10 protein-coding genes are annotated in these 17,933 nt (G+C 60.5%); 6 read left to right on the forward strand and 4 right to left on the reverse strand.

The genetic code is table 11. The annotated features are described in order from the left end of the window. Positions 1–59: 59 nt before the first annotated feature. Positions 60–3,011: a bifunctional [glutamate--ammonia ligase]-adenylyl-L-tyrosine phosphorylase/[glutamate--ammonia-ligase] adenylyltransferase gene (gene glnE, locus OKW98_RS26945; protein ID WP_265387403.1), complete on the reverse strand. Its 2,952-nt coding sequence runs from the start codon at positions 3,009–3,011 to the stop codon at positions 60–62. 385 nt (positions 3,012–3,396) lie between these two features. Here glnE and aceE point away from each other — a divergent pair, with 385 nt between their 5' ends. The 5 genes from aceE to OKW98_RS26970 all read left to right on the forward strand — a co-directional run bounded on the left by aceE (position 3,397) and on the right by OKW98_RS26970 (position 12,929). Beyond that, positions 3,397–6,042, forward strand: a complete 2,646-nt coding sequence (aceE, locus tag OKW98_RS26950) for a pyruvate dehydrogenase (acetyl-transferring), homodimeric type (protein ID WP_265387404.1) — start codon at positions 3,397–3,399, stop codon at positions 6,040–6,042. Between the two features lie 146 nt (positions 6,043–6,188). Further along, the gene (gene aceF / locus OKW98_RS26955) at positions 6,189–7,853 is read left to right on the forward strand and encodes a dihydrolipoyllysine-residue acetyltransferase (RefSeq protein ID WP_265387405.1); all 1,665 of its coding nucleotides are present in this window, start codon (positions 6,189–6,191) and stop codon (positions 7,851–7,853) included. Between the two features lie 457 nt (positions 7,854–8,310). Continuing rightward, entirely contained in the window at positions 8,311–11,004 is a 2,694-nt protein-coding gene (locus OKW98_RS26960; protein WP_265387406.1) for a putative bifunctional diguanylate cyclase/phosphodiesterase, read from the forward strand. A gap of 129 nt (positions 11,005–11,133) precedes the next feature. Continuing rightward, positions 11,134–11,796, forward strand: a complete 663-nt coding sequence (gene msrA / locus OKW98_RS26965; protein ID WP_265387407.1) for a peptide-methionine (S)-S-oxide reductase MsrA — start codon at positions 11,134–11,136, stop codon at positions 11,794–11,796. Between the two features lie 668 nt (positions 11,797–12,464). Further along, positions 12,465–12,929 (forward strand): REP-associated tyrosine transposase, encoded by a 465-nt coding sequence (locus OKW98_RS26970; protein WP_265387408.1) that lies wholly within the window; start codon positions 12,465–12,467, stop codon positions 12,927–12,929. A gap of 162 nt (positions 12,930–13,091) precedes the next feature. On the opposite strand, the gene OKW98_RS26975 is transcribed toward OKW98_RS26970, so the two are convergent. Next, a complete protein-coding gene (locus tag OKW98_RS26975) occupies positions 13,092–13,931 on the reverse strand; it encodes a 23S rRNA (adenine(2030)-N(6))-methyltransferase RlmJ (RefSeq protein ID WP_265387409.1) in 840 nt (279 codons plus the stop codon). 332 nt (positions 13,932–14,263) lie between these two features. Between OKW98_RS26975 and OKW98_RS26980 the strand changes: the two genes are divergently transcribed. After that, the gene (locus tag OKW98_RS26980) at positions 14,264–14,530 is read left to right on the forward strand and encodes a hypothetical protein (RefSeq protein WP_265387410.1); all 267 of its coding nucleotides are present in this window, start codon (positions 14,264–14,266) and stop codon (positions 14,528–14,530) included. A gap of 37 nt (positions 14,531–14,567) precedes the next feature. Here the strand turns inward: OKW98_RS26980 and OKW98_RS26985 are convergent, their stop codons facing one another. After that, positions 14,568–15,671, reverse strand: a complete 1,104-nt coding sequence (locus OKW98_RS26985) for a GlxA family transcriptional regulator (protein WP_265387411.1) — start codon at positions 15,669–15,671, stop codon at positions 14,568–14,570. Positions 15,672–16,131: 460 nt separating this feature from the next. Further along, positions 16,132–17,508: an L-serine ammonia-lyase gene (locus OKW98_RS26990; RefSeq protein ID WP_265387412.1), complete on the reverse strand. Its 1,377-nt coding sequence runs from the start codon at positions 17,506–17,508 to the stop codon at positions 16,132–16,134. Between the last annotated feature and the right edge of the window lie 425 nt (positions 17,509–17,933).

The following is a 17,933-nucleotide window of genomic DNA, read 5'->3' on the forward strand; positions in this document are numbered from 1 at the left end:
CCTGACGCCTCCCTGTCATAGCTTTATATAGATCCGTTAGATCCGGACCCTGCCAGCAATCAACCCAGCCCCAGCTGCCCCCAGATCCGCATCACTTCGCGCCGCTCGGTGACGAACTGGTCGCCGGCCACAACACCCGGATCGTTCTGCAATGCCTGTCGGTGAGCGGCCGAGCGGTAGGCCTTGTAAGCCTCACGCAGCAGACCGGCATCGGCGGCGGCCATCAGACCCGCCTCTTCAAGGCCTTCGAGAATACGGATGTTATCGGTGTAGCGAAGCAGCGCGGGATGCTCTCTGGACCACGCCAGGGCGGCGTATTGCACCATAAATTCAATATCGACGATACCTCCGGCGTCCTGCTTGAGGTCGAACCGCGCCGCCGGTTCAAACGCATTGCTCCCCTTGCCTGCCGCCGTTGTGCGGGTGCCGAGGTTGTCGCGCATCTTGGTGCGCATCTCGCTGACCTCCTGACGCAGCTTCGGCAGATCCCGCTCACGCCCCAGCACCGAGGCGCGCACGGCCTCGAACTGCCGGCCGACATCGGTGCTGCCCACCAGCACCCGCGCGCGCACCAACGCCTGATGCTCCCACGTCCAGGCCTCGTTCTCCTGATAGCGGGAAAACGCCCCGAGCGAACTCACCAGCAACCCCGACGCGCCAGACGGACGCAGGCGCATGTCGACTTCATACAGCAGGCCCGAGTTGGTCTGGGTGGTGATCAGGTGGATGATCCGCTGGCCGAGTCGCGTGAAAAACTGCGCGCCATCAATCGGCTTGGCGCCGTCGGTTTCAGCCTGGGGATCGCCGTCGTGAATGAACACCAGGTCCAGATCCGAGCCGTGACCCAGTTCAATACCGCCGACCTTTCCATAGCCAACGATGACAAAACCGGGGTCACACAACGTGCCGTCCGGACGGCGCGGCGAACCATGGCGGGCCACGGTATGGCGCCAGGCGAGCGCCAGCACTTGCTCCAGAATCGCCTCGGCCAGCCAGGTCAGGTAATCGCTGACTTTCATGAGCGGCAGGCTGCCAGTGATTTCCGAGGCGGCCACGCGCAGACGGTGCGCCAGCTTGAAGTGGCGCAGGGCTTCCATTTGCTGTTCGAGGTCGTCCTCGGGAATTCGCGTCAGGCGCTCGCGCAGCTCGGCGGCCAGTTCGAGGGCCTGGGGCGGGCTGAACAGGCGACCTTCGTTAAGCAGCTCATCGAGCAGTAACGGGAAACGAGCGATCTGCTCGGCAATCCAGGGGCTGGCCGCGCACAGCGTCAGCAATCGACGCAGCGCGCCGGGGTTCTCGGTGAGCAACACCAGATACGCCGAGCGACGCGCCACCGCTTCCACCAGCGGCAGCACGCGTTCCAGCACCAGATCGGGATTGTCGTGTTCGACCGCTTGGGCGAGCAGACGCGGAATAAAGGCATCGAGCCGCTCACGCCCCAGACGCTGCATCGAGCGCAGCTGCGAACTGCTGCGCAGGTTACTCAGGTTTTTCAGCGCTCGCGGCGCATCGGCGAATCCGCCCTCCTGCAATTGAAGGCAGGCGCTTTCTTCGTTTTGCGACTCTTCCCACAGGGGCAGCCACTCGCCACCGACGATTTCCTCACCGTGATCCTCCTGGCCTTCTTCCTCGTCAGGGTCGGCGATGACCTGCCGGAAGTGCCACCCGACGCGCTCGCGCCAGTACATCAATTGCTCATGAAAACTCGCCCAATCGGCAAAGCCCATCATGAACGCGATACGCGCCTGATCCTGGGGGTCGTCCGGGAGCATTTGCGTCTGGCGATCAGCGATTGCCTGAATGGCGTGCTCGGTGTAGCGCAGAAACTGATAGCCCTCACGCAGCTCATCAATGACGGCAGCGGGCAGATAGCCCTGGCCTTCAAGGGTTTTCAGCACCTTGAGCAGCGGCCGCTGCTGCAGGCTCAGGTCGCGACCGCCGTGAATCAGCTGGAACGCCTGGGCGATGAACTCCACTTCGCGGATGCCGCCGGAGCCCAGCTTGATGTTCTCGGCCATGCCCTTACGGCGGACTTCCTGCTGGATCAGCTGCTTCATGGTGCGCAGCGCTTCGATGGCCGAGAAGTCCAGATAGCGGCGATAGACAAACGGCCGCAGCATGTCGAGCAACTCGCTGCCCTTCTCTTGGTCACCGCCGACCACCCGCGCCTTGATCATGGCGTAGCGTTCCCAGTCACGGCCCTGATCCTGGTAATACTGCTCCAGCGCGTTGAAGCTGAGCACCAATGCACCGGAAGACCCATACGGGCGCAGGCGCATGTCGACGCGAAAGACAAAGCCGTCGACAGTGACCGGGTCCAGCGCCTTGATCAGTCGCTGACCGAGGCGGATGAAAAATTCCTGATTATCCAGCGGGCGTTTGACGCCTTGGGTTTCGCCACCTTCGGGGTAGGCAAAGATGAGGTCGATATCGGACGACAGGTTCAGCTCGACGGCGCCCAGCTTGCCCATGCCGAGGATGACCATCTGCTGCGGCTCGCCGGTCCGACGGCCGGTCGGGGTGCCGAATTGCTGACAATGGCGCTCGTACAGCCACTTGTAAGCCAGATCGATGCAGCCATCTGCCATGTCCGAGAGATCGCGGCAGGTTTCCACCAGATCAGCCTGCCGAGTCAGATCCCGCCAGATAATTCGCACTTGCTGGCGCGTGCGTTGACGACGTAGATTACGCCCCAGCTCATCGTCGCTGGCAGCCTGAACGACGGCATTGGCGATGTGCCCAAGCAGCTCGCCGGGCGCAAAACTGCGCTCCAGCTCACCGGATTCAACGAGGTCGAGCAGCATCAGCGGATCGCGTGAAACCTGATCGGCGACGAAGTCGCTGGCCGCACACACACGATCAAACGCCAACAGCCGCGCCTCGGGCCAGGCCTGAAACTGCTGCCTGGCGTCATCTGTGAGGGAATCCATAGCAGTGCGCCAGGATTGGCGCGCACGTGTGAGCAACGTCAGAAGGACATCAGGCAGCTCGGCCAGCAGGGGAAGGCTCATGGTCTATCCTTGATCGGCGTTCAAATGCCAGCCCGCTCTGGCGGTTGTGTACACGCCACGGACGGACTGTCGAACAAAGGTTAAAAATTGCTGATGGCTGAAGATTCTTGGCTGCCAGCATGATCAATCAGGCGACTCGTCAGATTTTTGCACCGACAACACCGCTTTACCGGACACTGCACCACGAGCGAAGACATCGCTCCGCTGTAGTTTTACTACTGTATATACAAGTCAAAAAGCTGAATTAGCCCGAGATTTGTAGTAAAACTACACAACACCGGGGACCCATCCGGTCATCCAAGAATTTTATATCGTCTGCCCACAAGGCCAGTCGCAACAAACTCAGGCAACCGATTCTGGAAGCCTTTCCGCCCTGGAGCAAGCCATGCAAGACCTCGATCCCGTCGAAACCCAGGAATGGCTGGACGCCCTGGAATCGGTTCTCGACAAAGAAGGCGAAGACCGTGCTCATTACCTGATGACCCGTATGGGCGAGCTGGCCACACGAAGTGGTTCGCAACTGCCTTACGCCATCACCACGCCTTATCGCAACACCATCCCCGTTACCCACGAAGCACGCATGCCCGGCGACCTGTTCATGGAACGCCGCATTCGCTCGCTGGTACGTTGGAACGCTTTGGCGATGGTGGTCAAGACCAACATCGGCGACCCGGATCTGGGCGGCCACATCTCCAGCTTCGCTTCCAGCGCAACCCTGTACGACATCGGCTTCAACTACTTCTTCCAGGCCCCGACCGACGAACACGGCGGCGACCTGATCTACTTCCAGGGTCACGCATCGCCAGGCGTCTACGCCCGTGCGTTCATGGAAGGCCGCATCACCGAAGACCAGATGAACAACTTCCGTCAGGAAGTCGATGGCAACGGTCTGTCGTCCTATCCGCACCCGTGGCTGATGAAAGACTTCTGGCAGTTCCCGACCGTTTCCATGGGCCTGGGTCCGATTCAGGCGATCTACCAGGCGCGCTTCATGAAGTACCTGGAGCACCGCGGCTACATCCCTGAAGGCAAGCAGAAAGTCTGGTGCTTCCTGGGCGACGGCGAGACCGACGAGCCGGAATCCCTGGGCGCCATTGCCCTGGCCGGTCGCGAGAAGCTCGACAACCTGATCTTCGTCGTGAACTGCAACCTGCAGCGTCTGGACGGTCCGGTTCGCGGCAACGCCAAGATCATCCAGGAACTGGAAGGCGTGTTCCGCGGTGCTCAGTGGAACGTGACCAAAGTCATCTGGGGCCGTTTCTGGGACCCACTGCTAGCCAAGGACGTCGACGGCATCCTGCAACGTCGCATGGACGAAGTCATCGACGGCGAATATCAGAACTACAAAGCAAAAGACGGCGCTTTCGTACGCGAACACTTCTTCAACTCGCCAGAACTCAAGGCGATGGTTGCGGATATGTCCGACGACGAAATCTGGAAGCTCAACCGTGGCGGCCACGACCCGTACAAGGTCTTCGCGGCTTACCACGCAGCGGTGAACCACAAGGGTCAGCCGACCGTGGTTCTGGCCAAGACGATCAAGGGTTATGGCACCGGCGCCGGTGAAGCGAAAAACACCGCGCACAACACCAAGAAGGTTGACGTCGACAGCCTGCGTCACTTCCGTGACCGCTTCGACATCCCGATCAAGGATGATCAGCTCGAAGCCCTGCCGTTCTTCAAGCCGGAAGAAGGCAGCGCCGAAGCGCGTTACCTGGCCGAGCGTCGTGCTGCACTGGGCGGCTTCGTGCCACAGCGTCGCGCGCAGAGCTTCAGCCTGCCGACCCCGCCGCTGGAAACCCTCAAGGCCATCCTTGACGGCTCCGGCGACCGCGAAATCTCCACCACCATGGCCTTCGTGCGCATCCTGACCCAACTGGTCAAGGACAAGGAAGTGGGTCAGCGCATCGTTCCGATCATCCCGGACGAAGCCCGTACCTTCGGCATGGAAGGCATGTTCCGCCAGCTGGGTATCTACTCGTCCGTAGGCCAGTTGTACGAGCCGGTCGACAAAGAACAAGTGATGTTCTACCGCGAGGACAAGAAGGGGCAGATCCTCGAGGAAGGCATCAACGAAGCCGGTGCGATGTCGTCGTTCATCGCGGCGGGTACTTCGTACAGCAGCCACAACCAGCCGATGATTCCGTTCTACATCTTCTACTCGATGTTCGGTTTCCAGCGTATCGGCGACCTGGCATGGGCCGCAGGCGACAGCCGCACCCGTGGCTTCCTGATCGGCGGCACCGCCGGTCGTACCACCCTGAACGGTGAAGGTCTGCAGCACGAAGACGGTCACAGCCACATCCTGGCGTCGACCATCCCGAACTGCCGCACCTTCGATCCAACCTACGGCTACGAGCTGGCGGTGATCATTCAGGACGGCATGAAGAAGATGTTCGAAGAACAACAGGACGTCTTCTACTACCTGACCGTGATGAACGAGTCCTACACGCAACCTGCCATGCCGGCCGGTTCCGAGGAAGGCATCATCAAGGGCATGTACCTGCTCGAAGAAGACACCAAGGAAGCCGCCCACCACGTGCAGCTGCTGGGTTCGGGCACCATCCTGCGTGAAGTACGCGAGGCGGCGAAGATCCTGCGCGAGCAGTTCAACATTGGTGCGGACGTCTGGAGCGTCACCAGCTTCAACGAATTGCGTCGCGACGGCCTGGCCGTAGAGCGCAGCAACCGTCTGAAGCCGGGGCAGAAGCCACAGTTGAGCTACGTTGAAGAATGCCTCAGTGGCCGTAAAGGTCCGGTGATTGCTTCGACCGACTACATGAAACTGTTCGCTGACCAGATCCGTCAGTGGGTTCCGAGCAAGGAATACAAGGTGTTGGGCACCGACGGTTTCGGCCGTAGCGACAGCCGCAAGAAGCTGCGCAACTTCTTTGAAGTTGACCGTCACTTCGTGGTGCTGGCGGCCCTGGAAGCCTTGGCCGATCGCGGCGATATCGAACCTAAAGTCGTGGCGGAAGCCATTGCCAAGTTCGGTATCGATCCTGAAAAGCGCAACCCGCTGGACTGCTAAGGTCTGCGTAACGATCGAATAGAGCGCTGAAATGTGCGCGAAACAGCCGCCGATGCGGAATTTGCTTCGGTAAATGAGCATCCAGGCTGTTTCGTTGCAGAAGAATCGGCGCAGTCGAGGAACAGGTTCTCCTAAGGAGAGACATTGTGAGTGAGTTAATTCGCGTACCCGACATCGGCAACGGTGAAGGTGAAGTCATTGAGTTGATGGTCAAGGTCGGTGATCGCATCGAAGCTGACCAGAGCGTGCTGACGCTGGAGTCGGACAAGGCAAGCATGGAAATCCCTGCGCCTAAAGCCGGTGTCATCAAGGCGATGAAAGTGAAGCTGGGCGACCGCCTGAAAGAAGGCGACGAATTGTTTGAGCTGGAAGTGGAAGGCGAAGCGGCGGCCGAGCCTGCTGCTGCACCTGCTGCTGCCGCACCTGCCCCTGCTGCTGAAAAGCCAGCCGAGAAGCCAGCCGAAGCCGAAGCGGCGCCTGCCGCAGCGGCTGCACCTGCTGCTTCGGATACCGTCCAAGACATTCATGTTCCGGACATCGGTTCGTCGGGCAAGGCTCGCATCATCGAGCTGATGGTCAAAGTGGGCGACAGCATCGAAGCTGATCAATCCTTGATCACCCTGGAATCCGACAAAGCCTCGATGGAGATCCCGTCTCCAGCCGCAGGCGTTATCGAAAGCATCAACGTCAAGGTCGAAGACGAAGTCGGCACGGGCGACCTGATTCTGAAATTGAAAGTGGCCGGCGCTGCACCTGCTGCCGCGCCTGCTCAGGCGGCTGCCCCGGCTCCGGCCAAGGCTGAAGCGGCTGCTCCGGCGGCCGCCGCTGCTCCGGCACCGGCTGCAAAAGCTGAAAGCGCGCCTGCGCCAGCCGCTGCACCTGCGAACAACGGCGCCAAGGTTCACGCTGGCCCGGCTGTTCGTCAGCTGGCGCGCGAGTTCGGCGTCGAGCTGAACGCTGTTTCGGCAACCGGCCCACATGGTCGCGTGCTCAAAGAAGACGTGCAGGCGTACGTCAAATCGATCATGACCAAGTCCAAGGACGCGCCTGCTGCTGGCGGCGCTGCCGGCGGCATGGGCATCCCGCCGATTCCGGAAGTCGATTTCAGCCGTTTCGGCGAAACCGAAGAAGTGCCGATGACGCGTCTGATGCAGCTGGGCGCGACCGGTCTGCATCGCAGCTGGCTGAACATTCCGCACGTCACGCAATTCGACCAGGCCGACATCACCGACCTGGAAGCTTTCCGTATCGCGCAGAAAGCCGTGGCTGAAAAGGCCGGCGTCAAGCTGACCATTCTGCCGCTGCTGCTCAAGGCCAGCGCGCATATGCTCAAGGAATTGCCGGACTTCAACAGTTCGCTGGCACCAAGCGGCAAAGCGATCATTCGCAAGAAATACTTCAACATCGGTTTCGCGGTGGACACACCGGAAGGCCTGTTGGTCCCGGTGATCAAGAACGTCGACCAGAAGAGCCTGCTGCAACTGGCGGCCGAAGCGGCCGAGCTGGCGGAAAAAGCACGCTCCAAAAAGCTGTCGGCCAACGACATGCAAGGCGCCTGCTTCACCATCTCAAGCCTCGGTCACATTGGCGGGACCGGCTTCACGCCGATCGTCAACGCGCCGGAAGTGGCGATCCTGGGTGTGTCCAAGGCCACCATGCAACCGGTCTGGGACGGCAAGGCTTTCCAGCCACGCCTGATGCTGCCGCTGTCGCTGTCCTACGATCACCGCGTGATCAACGGCGCCGCCGCAGCGCGCTTTACCAAGCGTCTGAGCGAATTGCTGGCGGACATCCGCACGATTCTGCTGTAAGCCGTACAAGGCCCGTTTCACGCGAAACGGGCCTTCGCTTTACTCGAGCTGCCACGCTCGTACCTCAACCCCGCTCACTGGCGGGGCTTTTTTTGCCGGGTGAGAAGCGCGAGGCTCCGCACAAACTGAGCCGGCTTGCTGGCGAACGCGGTGAAACAGAATCGACGATATCGGCTGAGGCAATGCGTTCGTCCGAATGCGGCCCAGACCAAAGCGCCCCTACAGTATTTGGTCACGCGGCCGATAACTGATCATGCACACAAAACAACCGCTGCGCCCTCACCCCGATAATCCGACCAATTACCTCCAGTAAATCAACCGTCTGCCGACAGATTTATAGCACTAAGCCATCGCGCTGACTTGTCAGCCCGTTCGCCATCATGCAACCTTGCGGCACGCGACTTAAAGACGGGCTCCTTGCCCGTGCGCGACAGCACCCTGAAAGCGAGTTCCTTCCATGAAAAGCCAACCTGATGCTGCCGGTAGACCGGCGGCCGAGGTCGTGACGCAATTACCGGTGCCCTCGCGGCTCGGCATGCTGCGTTTCGAGCGGCTGAATGAACCCAGCTGGGCCATGCTCTACCTGGATCCGAACTGCGAAAAGCAATTCAGCATGCCAGCCGTCGAACTCTGCGCGCTGGTGGGTACGCCTTACGCCAGCCTCATGGAGCCTGAAGCGCGCTATCAACTGCACGACGCTGTGCAGATGCAGCTGGCGGGCGGTGCCCATTACCTGATTCGCTACACCCTGCACACGACACGCGGCCCATTGGGTCTGGTGGAGATCGGTGAAGGGTACAAGCAACACAATCGGCATCTGCTGCGCGGCTACCTGATGGTGGTCGGTGAGCGGGTCGAGCCCGGCGAACTGATCATCAGCCCTGATCTGGAGGTGCAGAACTCCCGCCTGCAGATCGCGCTGGAACTCAATCAGCGCGCCCAGCACGAACAGCTGCTGCATCTGGAGCGGGTCCGCGGACAGCAAAGCCTGATTCTGCGTCTGGCGCGCCATCGCTACAGCTCGAACAATTCGCTGCAGGAAGCGGCGGAGCTGATCACCAAAAGCGCCTGCGAGATCTACAACATCTCCTGCGCGAGCCTGTGGAACCTCAACGGCAAGACCCTGGAGCCGATTGCTGAATATCGCCGAGATACCAGCACGTTCCCCAAAACCAACGCGATCGACATCAGCGAATTCCCCAGCTATTTGGACGTGCTGCACACCAGCCGGGCCATCGACGTTAACGATGTCGAGCGGGATCCACGTACCCGCGAGCTGGTTCAGCGACTGCGCACCCAGGACATCACCGCCATTCTCGACGCCGCTGTGCGCATTGATGGCCAGGTGGTGGGCGTGCTGTGCCTCGAGCAGACCGGAACGCCACGGGAATGGCAGTCCGATGAGATTGCTTTTGCCGGTGAGCTGGCCGATCAGTTTGCCCACGCCATCAACAACCACAACCGCCGCACCGCCACCAGCGCCCTGCATTTGTTTCAGCGTGCCGTAGAGCAGAGCGCCAATGCGTTTTTGCTGGTCAATCGCGAAGGCGTGGTCGAGTACGTAAATCCGAGCTTCACCGAGATCACTCAATACCCGGCCGATGAGGTCCACGGGCAGCAACTCTCGGAGCTGCCGGCGCTGGAAAATCTCAGCCCGCTGCTGCTCGACGCGAACTCCAGCCTGGTCAACGGGAACAGCTGGCAGGGCGAGTTCAAGAGCCGACGCAAAAACCTGGAACCGTACTGGGGCCAGCTGTCGATTTCAAAGGTGTACGGGGATGACCGCGAGCTGACCCATTACATCGGCATCTATGAAGACATCACCCAGGCCAAGCTCTCCCAACAGCGGATCGAGCGCTTGGCGTACACCGACAATCTGACCAGTCTGGGCAACCGTCCGGCGTTCATCCGAACCCTGGATGAGCACTTTGCCCGGGACGTCGAGACGCCGATCAGTCTTTTGCTGGTGGACATCGACAACTTCAAGCGCATCAACGACAGCCTTGGCCACCAGACCGGCGACAAGCTGCTGATCAGTCTCGCCCGTCGGCTGCGCAATAGCCTGAGCCCGACCGGTATTCTGGCGCGCTTTGCCAGTAATGAATTCGCTGTACTGCTCGACGACACCAGCCCCGAGGAAGGCCAACGGGTGGCCAGCCAGGTGCTGAGCACGCTGGACAAGCCCATGTTCGTCGACAATCAGTTGATCAGCGTCACCGGCTCGGTGGGGCTGGCCTGCGCGCCGATCCATGGCCGCGATCCGCAGACGCTGATGAAAAACGCGGGCCTGGCGCTGCACAAGGCCAAGGCCAACGGCAAGCATCAGGTGCAGGTGTTCACCGAAGCGCTGAACGCCGAGGCGAGCTACAAGCTGTTCGTCGAGAACAACCTGCGCCGCGCCCTGACGCAGAACGAACTTGAAGTCTTCTACCAGCCGAAACTGTGCCTGCGCAGTGGCCGTCTGCTGGGCATGGAAGCGTTGCTGCGCTGGAATCACCCTGAAAAAGGCATGATCCGCCCGGATCAGTTCATCAGCGTCGCAGAAGAGACCGGCCTGATCATCCCGATCGGCAAATGGGTCGCGCGCCAGTCCTGCCGCATGAGCAAGCAACTGACTGCAGCTGGTTACGGCAAGCTGCATGTGGCCATCAACGTGTCGCCGAAGCAGTTTTCCGATCCGGAGCTGGTCTCGTCGCTGGCCGGTATTCTGCGCGACGAACAGCTCGACCCGTCGCTGCTGGAGCTGGAATTGACTGAAGGCCTGCTGCTGGAAGCAACCGAGGACACGCGCCTGCAACTCGAGTCGCTGAAGACCCTCGGCCTGACCCTGGCGATGGATGACTTCGGTACAGGGTATTCGTCGTTCAGTTACCTGAAGAAATTCCCCATCGACGTGATCAAGATCGACCGCAGCTTCATTCGGGACATTCCGGATGATCAGGACGACATGGAAATCACCTCGGCGGTCATCGCCATGGCTCACAACCTCAAGCTGACCGTGGTCGCGGAAGGCATCGAGACGGCGGCACAGCTGGCGTTTCTGCGCCGCCATCGCTGCGACGTCGGTCAGGGCTATCTGTTCGACAAGCCGATTCCGGGCGAAGAGCTGATCGAGAAATTGCGTCGCTACCCGCCTGGCCCACTGGCCTGAGCCCCTTCCCCGCATCACATCCGTGCGGCACACTTGCCGCCCTGCATTTGCATCAGCCGATGCTGACCCCATATACGCTTTTCACTGACAACGCCTGTTGGTTGTCCTGCCCCAGAGAGGATGTGCCTTATGGTTTTGCGCTCGGAAATTCTTGTGAATAAAAACGCTCTCCCTACCGCTCAGCAAGCACTGCCTGGGCGCGAAACACCGATGGCCCTGCCTGAAACCCATTTCGTCAACGGCACTCCGCTTCTCGGGCCGTTCTTCAACGACGTCGAGTTCGCCATCTTTGGTTTGGGTTGCTTTTGGGGGGCAGAACGTCGCTTCTGGCAGCAAGAGGGTGTGGTCAGCACCGTCGTGGGTTACGCGGGTGGCTTCACGCCGAACCCGACGTACGAAGAGGTCTGCTCGGGCCTGACCGGCCACTCCGAAGTCGTCCTTGTGGTGTATGAACCTGCGAAGGTCAGCTACGAGGCACTGCTGGCGATGTTCTGGGAATTGCATAACCCGACCCAGGGCATGCGTCAGGGCAACGACATTGGCACCCAGTACCGCTCGGTGATCTACGCCACAACGCCTGAGCAACTGCAGGCAGCCAAGGCCAGCGCCGAAGTGTATCAAGCCGAACTGGCCAAGGCCGGTCTGGGAGAAATCACCACCGACATCGACCAGGCGCCTACCGTGTACTTCGCCGAGGCGTATCACCAGCAATACCTGGCGAAGAATCCACAAGGTTACTGTGGTATTGGCGGGACGGGCGTTTGTATGCCGCCGAGTCTGGCGGGTAACTAAGCAGTCCCACTGATACACCGGGCGCTCTTCGTAGGAACGGCTTTAGCCGGGAAAACGTCGGGCGACAGGCCGGAGAATTGATGGCGATCAAGCTGGCCTCTTCCCGGCTGAAGCCGGTCCTACTGAGCGCGCGTGACCATTGTAGAACTGGCTTTAGCCGGCAAGACGTCGGTCGTCATGCCGCAGGATTGATGGCGATCAAGCTGGCCTCTCCCGGCTAAAGCCGGTCCTACTGACCGATCGCGTATCCCTTGTAGGACTGGCTTTAGCCGGGAAGACGTCGGGCGGCACGCCGCAGAATTGATGGCGATCCAACTGGCCTCTTCCCGGCTGAAGCCGGTCCTACTGAGCGCGCGTGACCATTGTAGAACTGGCTTTAGCCGGCAAGACGTCGGTCGTCATGCCGCAGGATTGATGGCGATCAAGCTGGCCTCTCCCGGCTAAAGCCGGTCCTACTGACCGATCGCGTATCCCTTGTAGGACTGGCTTTAGCCGGGAAGACGTCGGGCGGCACGCCGCAGAATTGATGGCGATCCAACTGGCCTCTTCCCGGCTAAAGCCGGTCCTACTGAATCACCGGCCGCCAGAAATCTTCTGACAATCACTCGCCATACTTAAATCCCCTTTCTGCTTTTATTGTTCGCCCTCACACGAAGAGGAGCAATGGAATGCAGGAACTCAAACATGCTCGGTGTCTACGTATAGGTCGATATTCCCAACCAGGGAACGCCTATCTTGTGACCTGCGCCGTGAAGGACCGCCTTCCCATATTCAGCGATGTCCCTAGAGGTCGCATGGTGGTCATGGAGATGAAGCGCCTGCATGACTCGGGCGTCGTGCGTTCGCTGGCTTGGGTGGTTATGCCTGACCATCTCCACTGGCTGTTCGAACTCAAATCAGGATCGCTGCCTGCGCTTATGCAATTGTTGAAGGGCAGAAGCGCTTTTGTAATCAACAAGGCATACGGCGCAAAAACGCTGACATGGCAGAAGGGCTATCACGATCACGGGGTCAGGGCTGAAGAGGATCTTATTGAGATGGCGCGCTATGTCGTTAACAACCCGACGCGGGCAGGGCTGGTGATGCAGCGGGGGGATTACGCATTATGGGATTGTGAATGGCAGCTCGAGTAGGACTGGCTTTAGCCGAGAAGACGTCGGTCGTCACGCCGCAGGATCGAGGGTGTCCACACTGGCACCTTCCCGGCTGAAGCCGGTCCTACGGACAGATCGCGTATCCCTTGTAGGACTGGCTTTAGCCGGGAAGACGTTGGACGCGTCACCGCAACAACTCAATTACTCCGCAATCAACCAATCCATCTTCCAGTCACCCTGGGTCTGGCCGAGCATCTTGGCCAACCATGGCATCAACTCGCGCAACTCTTCTTCCAGTCCCCACGGCGGATTGGCGATTGCCAGGCCGGAGCCGTTGAGGCTGTTGGGCGTGTCCAGCGGATGCACGAACAACTCGACCCGCAGCAGCTTCGGCGCACCGGTTTCGGCCAGGTCCTGATAGAAACGCTTGAGCGCGCGCTGGTCCTTGATCGGGTACCAGATGGCGGCGACGGTCTGGCGCATCCGCGCGATGGTTTCCTTGAGAGCGACGGAGCAGCGCTTCATCTCGTCCAGTTGCTCGAACGGCGGATCAATCAGCATCACCGCGCGCTTCTCGTGAACCGGCAATAAGGCGCGGGGCACGTGCCAGCCTTCGCCCAGGTGCACGGCGACACGCCGGTCGTATTTCATGTTGTCTTTGAGCAGCGCGCCGTCTTCGGGGTGCTTTTCGTTGAGCAGTACGCGGTCCTGCTCGCGGGTGATGCGGCGAGCCAGTTCGGGCGAGCCCGGGTAGTAACGCAGTTCGCCGGTCTTGCGGTTCATGTGGCGGATCGCGTCGATGTAACCAGCCGCCATTTCAGGCACGTCATCGGCATCCCACAAGCGGCCGATACCTTCGATCCATTCGCCGGTGCGCGTGGCCTGATCGCCCTGCAAGTCATACAGGCCGATGCCCGCGTGGGTGTCGAGATAAGCGAGAGGCTGCTCCTTGCGCGACATGAGCGCGATCAAGCGAGTCAGAACGATGTGTTTGAAGACGTCGGCGTGGTTGCCGGCGTGAAAGGCGTGACGGTAATTCATGGCGGCTCCTGGAAGGCTGCGGAGTTTATCAAAACAGCCGAAGTTGCGCAGACCGCTCATGCCCTGCCGACCGCGAGAGTCAAGATGACAGGCAAAAAAAACCCCGGTTAAGCCGTTACAAAACCGGGGATGAGGCATTTGCGCGGACCAGAGGGTGACCAAACCATACTCCGCGCAACGTAAGTGGGGCGATTATGCCAAATGGACTAACCGGTTACATAGCCGAAAACGACACGGTTATACGCATGCCAGACATCCACCTAGCCAGCCCTTGCCGAGCCGACACGCACAGCACCAGAATCGGATCAATCTCAATAGACGGAGCGCACCTCATGATGCACGCAGACCTCATCGACCAGGATGACTTGATCAGCCAACTCAGAGCGATTGGTCTGGATGTGCCATCAGGCGTCAGTGCCGAACAGGCGTGCGCCCAGGCCGTGCGTGGCCTTAATGACGACCGCGCCCGCGAATTACGCAGACTGGTGGAAAAGCTGCTGAGCGGCAGCGCTACGATTCTACCGGCGGTGAGGCAGGCGATCGATCAGCAACTGTTGCCGTCGCTGGCCACTTACAAACAGGGCCAGGCACAGGCCTGAGACAACCTTGCGCGGTGATACGAAAGGGCACGTCGCCTTACAACCGCACACTCGCAAACGTCGATTCATTACGCGCCTGACTCAGCGCCGACAGCGGCCCGGACAAAGGCGCGAGAACAAGCGACGGCGGGATCGGCAGCATTGCCACCTGTTGGGCGGTGTTGGAACCGACGCGTTCGTCCCGTGGCGGGATGCCGAAGTATTCGCGGTAGCACTTGGAAAAGTGCGGCGTGGACACGAAGCCGCAGACCGAGGCCACTTCGATGATCGACATCGGCGTTTGCTTGAGCAACTGGCGGGCACGTATCAGGCGCAGCTTGAGGTAATAGCGCGATGGCGAGCAGTGCAGGTATTTCTGAAACAGCCTTTCCAGCTGACGCCGGGACACGGCGACATACACCGCGAGTTCGTCCAGATCGATCGGCTCCTCCAGGTTGGCTTCCATCAGCGCAACGATTTCCTGCAGTTTCGGCTGATTGGTGCCGAGCATGTGTTTGAGCGGCACGCGCTGATGATCCTGTTCGTTGCGAATGCGTTCGTAGACAAACATTTCCGAGATAGCGGCGGACAGTTCGCGGCCATGATCGCGGCTGATCAGGTGCAGCATCATGTCCAGCGGCGCGGTGCCGCCGGAACTGGTGAAGCGGTTGCGGTCGAGGGTGAACAGGCGCGTGCTCATGGCGACGCGTGGGAAAGCTTCCTGCATCGCGGCCAGACATTCCCAGTGCACGCTGCAATCAAACCCGTCCAGCAAACCCGCGCAGGCCAGTGCCCAGCTCCCTGTGCACACTGCGCCCAGACGACGGGACTGGCGCGCCTGGCTCTGCAGCCAGCTGATGTGTTCGCGGGTAACGGTGCGCTGAATGCCGACGCCACCGCAGACGATTACGGTGTCGAGCACAGGGGCCTTGTGCATGGCAGCGTCCGGGGTGATCTGCAGACCGTCGCTGGCCCAGACCTGGCCGCCATCCGCCGTCAGTGTGGTCCAGCGATACAGCTCGCGGCCTGACAGCTGGTTCGCCATACGCAGTGGCTCGACCGCTGACGCGAGGGAGATCAATGTGAAGTTGTCCAGCAGCAGGAAGCCGATGGATTGGGGCGCACGGTTCTGGGGTTGAGCCCCGGAGTTGAACGTAGTCATCACACTTTCTCCTCACGCGTAAAACGGTTGAAGGCCTCAGCAGAGGCTTTCGTTGTATCGCCCTCATCTGTGGAGGGCTTTGTCATTGCAACGCAAATGCCATGCCTAAAGTTGAATGGGCATTCAACAACCCCTGATTGCGACGTCGCGAAGCGTCTATTCAGGAGCGACATGATGATTCGATTCGCGACCTCACGATCGCTGAGCCGCAGACGCAGCAGGCGGGGTGAGCAATTGGGTAGCACTTTTGTGAACCATCGGATAGGCCGAAGGTACGGGAGTGTCACCCGACGCACGGGGTGATAAACGACTGCCGAAGGGACGCGGATTTAGCTGGCATCGCGCCATGCTCATGGGCGAGCACGCGCCAAAACGTAGCGGCCTCATTGAGCCGTGGGCGAAAAGCGAGCAGGCGGCTACATGCGCACCTGCCTCTTTCCCGGGAGCGGGCCTTAACGACTCAACATTCGACGGCGCTGACCGCCAGCCCGCCGCGGGACGTCTCTTTGTATTTGTCGTGCATGTCGGCGCCGGTGTCGCGCATGGTGCGGATGACCCGGTCCAGAGAGATGAAGTGCTGGCCGTCGCCGCGCAGGGCCATTTGCGCGGCGTTGATGGCTTTCACTGCCGCGATGGCGTTGCGCTCGATGCACGGCACCTGAACCAGCCCGCCCACCGGGTCGCAGGTCAGGCCAAGGTTGTGTTCCAGACCGATTTCCGCCGCGTTGCACAGCTGCGCCGGGGTGGCGCCCAGGATGTCCGCCAACCCGGCCGCCGCCATGGCGCACGCGGAACCGACCTCGCCCTGACAGCCGACTTCGGCACCGGAGATCGACGCGTTCTTTTTGCACAGAATGCCGATGGCAGCGGCGCCCAACAGGTAATCGACCACGTTGGCTTCGCTGACCTGGTCGCTGAATTTGACGAAGTAATGCAGCACCGCCGGAATGATCCCCGCCGCGCCGTTGGTGGGCGCCGTGACCATGCGCCCTCCGGCGGCGTTTTCCTCGTTGACCGCCAGCGCGAACAGGTTGACCCATTCCATCGCGCTCAGCGTCGATCCAATCACGTTCGGCTTGTTCAGCTCCAGAAGGCTGCGATGCAAACGCGCTGCACGACGACGCACGTTCAGGCCGCCCGGCAAAATACCCTCATGCTTCAGGCCCAGCTCCACGCACGCCTGCATAGCCCGCCACAGGTGCATGAGCCCGGCGCGGATTTCGTCTTCGCTGCGCCAGACCTTCTCGTTTTCCATCATCAGCTGCGACACCCGCAGGCCGTGAGTTTCGCAAAGCCTCAGCAGTTCGTCGGCACTGGAGAAATCATAGGGCAGCACGGTTTCGTCGCGATCCAGCACGCCACTGGCGGCCTGGGCTTCATCGACGACAAAACCGCCGCCCACCGAGTAGTAAGTGTCGCGGTGAAATTCGCCGTGATCATCGAACGCGACCAGCGTCATGGCGTTGGGATGGAACGGCAGGTTCTCATCAATCAGCAACATGTCGCGCTGCCAGACGAAAGGGATCGGGTGATCGCCATTCAGCTTAAGGGTGTCGGTTTCACGCAGTTCGGCGATGCGCTGGCCGATCAGCGCAGGATCAATCGCATCGGGCCACTCACCCATCAAGCCCATGATCACTGCGCTGTCGCTGCCATGGCCGACGCCGGTTGCCGACAGCGAGCCGTAGAGCCGTATTTCGACACGTTGCACCTGCGCCACTTGATCGCGTTCGCGCAGCCCCTGAACGAACAATGCTGCCGCGCGCATGGGGCCGACGGTGTGTGAGCTGGAGGGGCCGATACCGATCTTGAACAGGTCGAACACGCTGATTGCCATTGACCGCAAACCTCCATAAACAGGGCTCCCGGCGCGCCGCGCGGCCGGCGACGGAGCTGCTACGCTCAAGCAGCTATCCATCGAGATGGCGGCATCATCAGCCTTTTATTTTGCAGGGCGGCGTCTCACACCGACTCACCCATGCCCACCAACGTCGCGTCTGCTTTAACCGGCGCCTGAGCACGATCGGCTGCCGATTCGGGCACTTTTTGCCGTATCGTCACTCTGCTTTTGTCCCGGGAATCATTCGGCGAGCAGGGAAAAAACCTGTAAGCGACGTCACTGATACTGGATACGACGCCCTGTGTACTGGATACGACGCCCCCTGTAGGCGTTTGTTTTTCCCTGTTACATGATCGTTGTCGACTCAATCGCCAGACGCAGTGATGGAGCGGTTTTCCCAACTTGACTCGCCGACACCAGAA

Source organism: Pseudomonas sp. KU26590, assembly GCF_026153515.1.
GTDB lineage: Bacteria > Pseudomonadota > Gammaproteobacteria > Pseudomonadales > Pseudomonadaceae > Aquipseudomonas.

Coding starts and splice junctions, on each gene's coding strand:
- msrA (WP_265387407.1), top strand. CDS start 11,134: ATGGTTTTGCGCTCGGAAATTCTTGTGAATAAAAACGCTCTCCCTACC.
- OKW98_RS26990 (WP_265387412.1), bottom strand. CDS start 17,508: ATGGCAATCAGCGTGTTCGACCTGTTCAAGATCGGTATCGGCCCCTCC.
- OKW98_RS26970 (WP_265387408.1), top strand. CDS start 12,465: ATGCAGGAACTCAAACATGCTCGGTGTCTACGTATAGGTCGATATTCC.
- glnE (WP_265387403.1), bottom strand. CDS start 3,011: ATGAGCCTTCCCCTGCTGGCCGAGCTGCCTGATGTCCTTCTGACGTTG.
- OKW98_RS26980 (WP_265387410.1), top strand. CDS start 14,264: ATGATGCACGCAGACCTCATCGACCAGGATGACTTGATCAGCCAACTC.
- OKW98_RS26975 (WP_265387409.1), bottom strand. CDS start 13,931: ATGAATTACCGTCACGCCTTTCACGCCGGCAACCACGCCGACGTCTTC.
- OKW98_RS26960 (WP_265387406.1), top strand. CDS start 8,311: ATGAAAAGCCAACCTGATGCTGCCGGTAGACCGGCGGCCGAGGTCGTG.
- aceE (WP_265387404.1), top strand. CDS start 3,397: ATGCAAGACCTCGATCCCGTCGAAACCCAGGAATGGCTGGACGCCCTG.
- OKW98_RS26985 (WP_265387411.1), bottom strand. CDS start 15,671: ATGACTACGTTCAACTCCGGGGCTCAACCCCAGAACCGTGCGCCCCAA.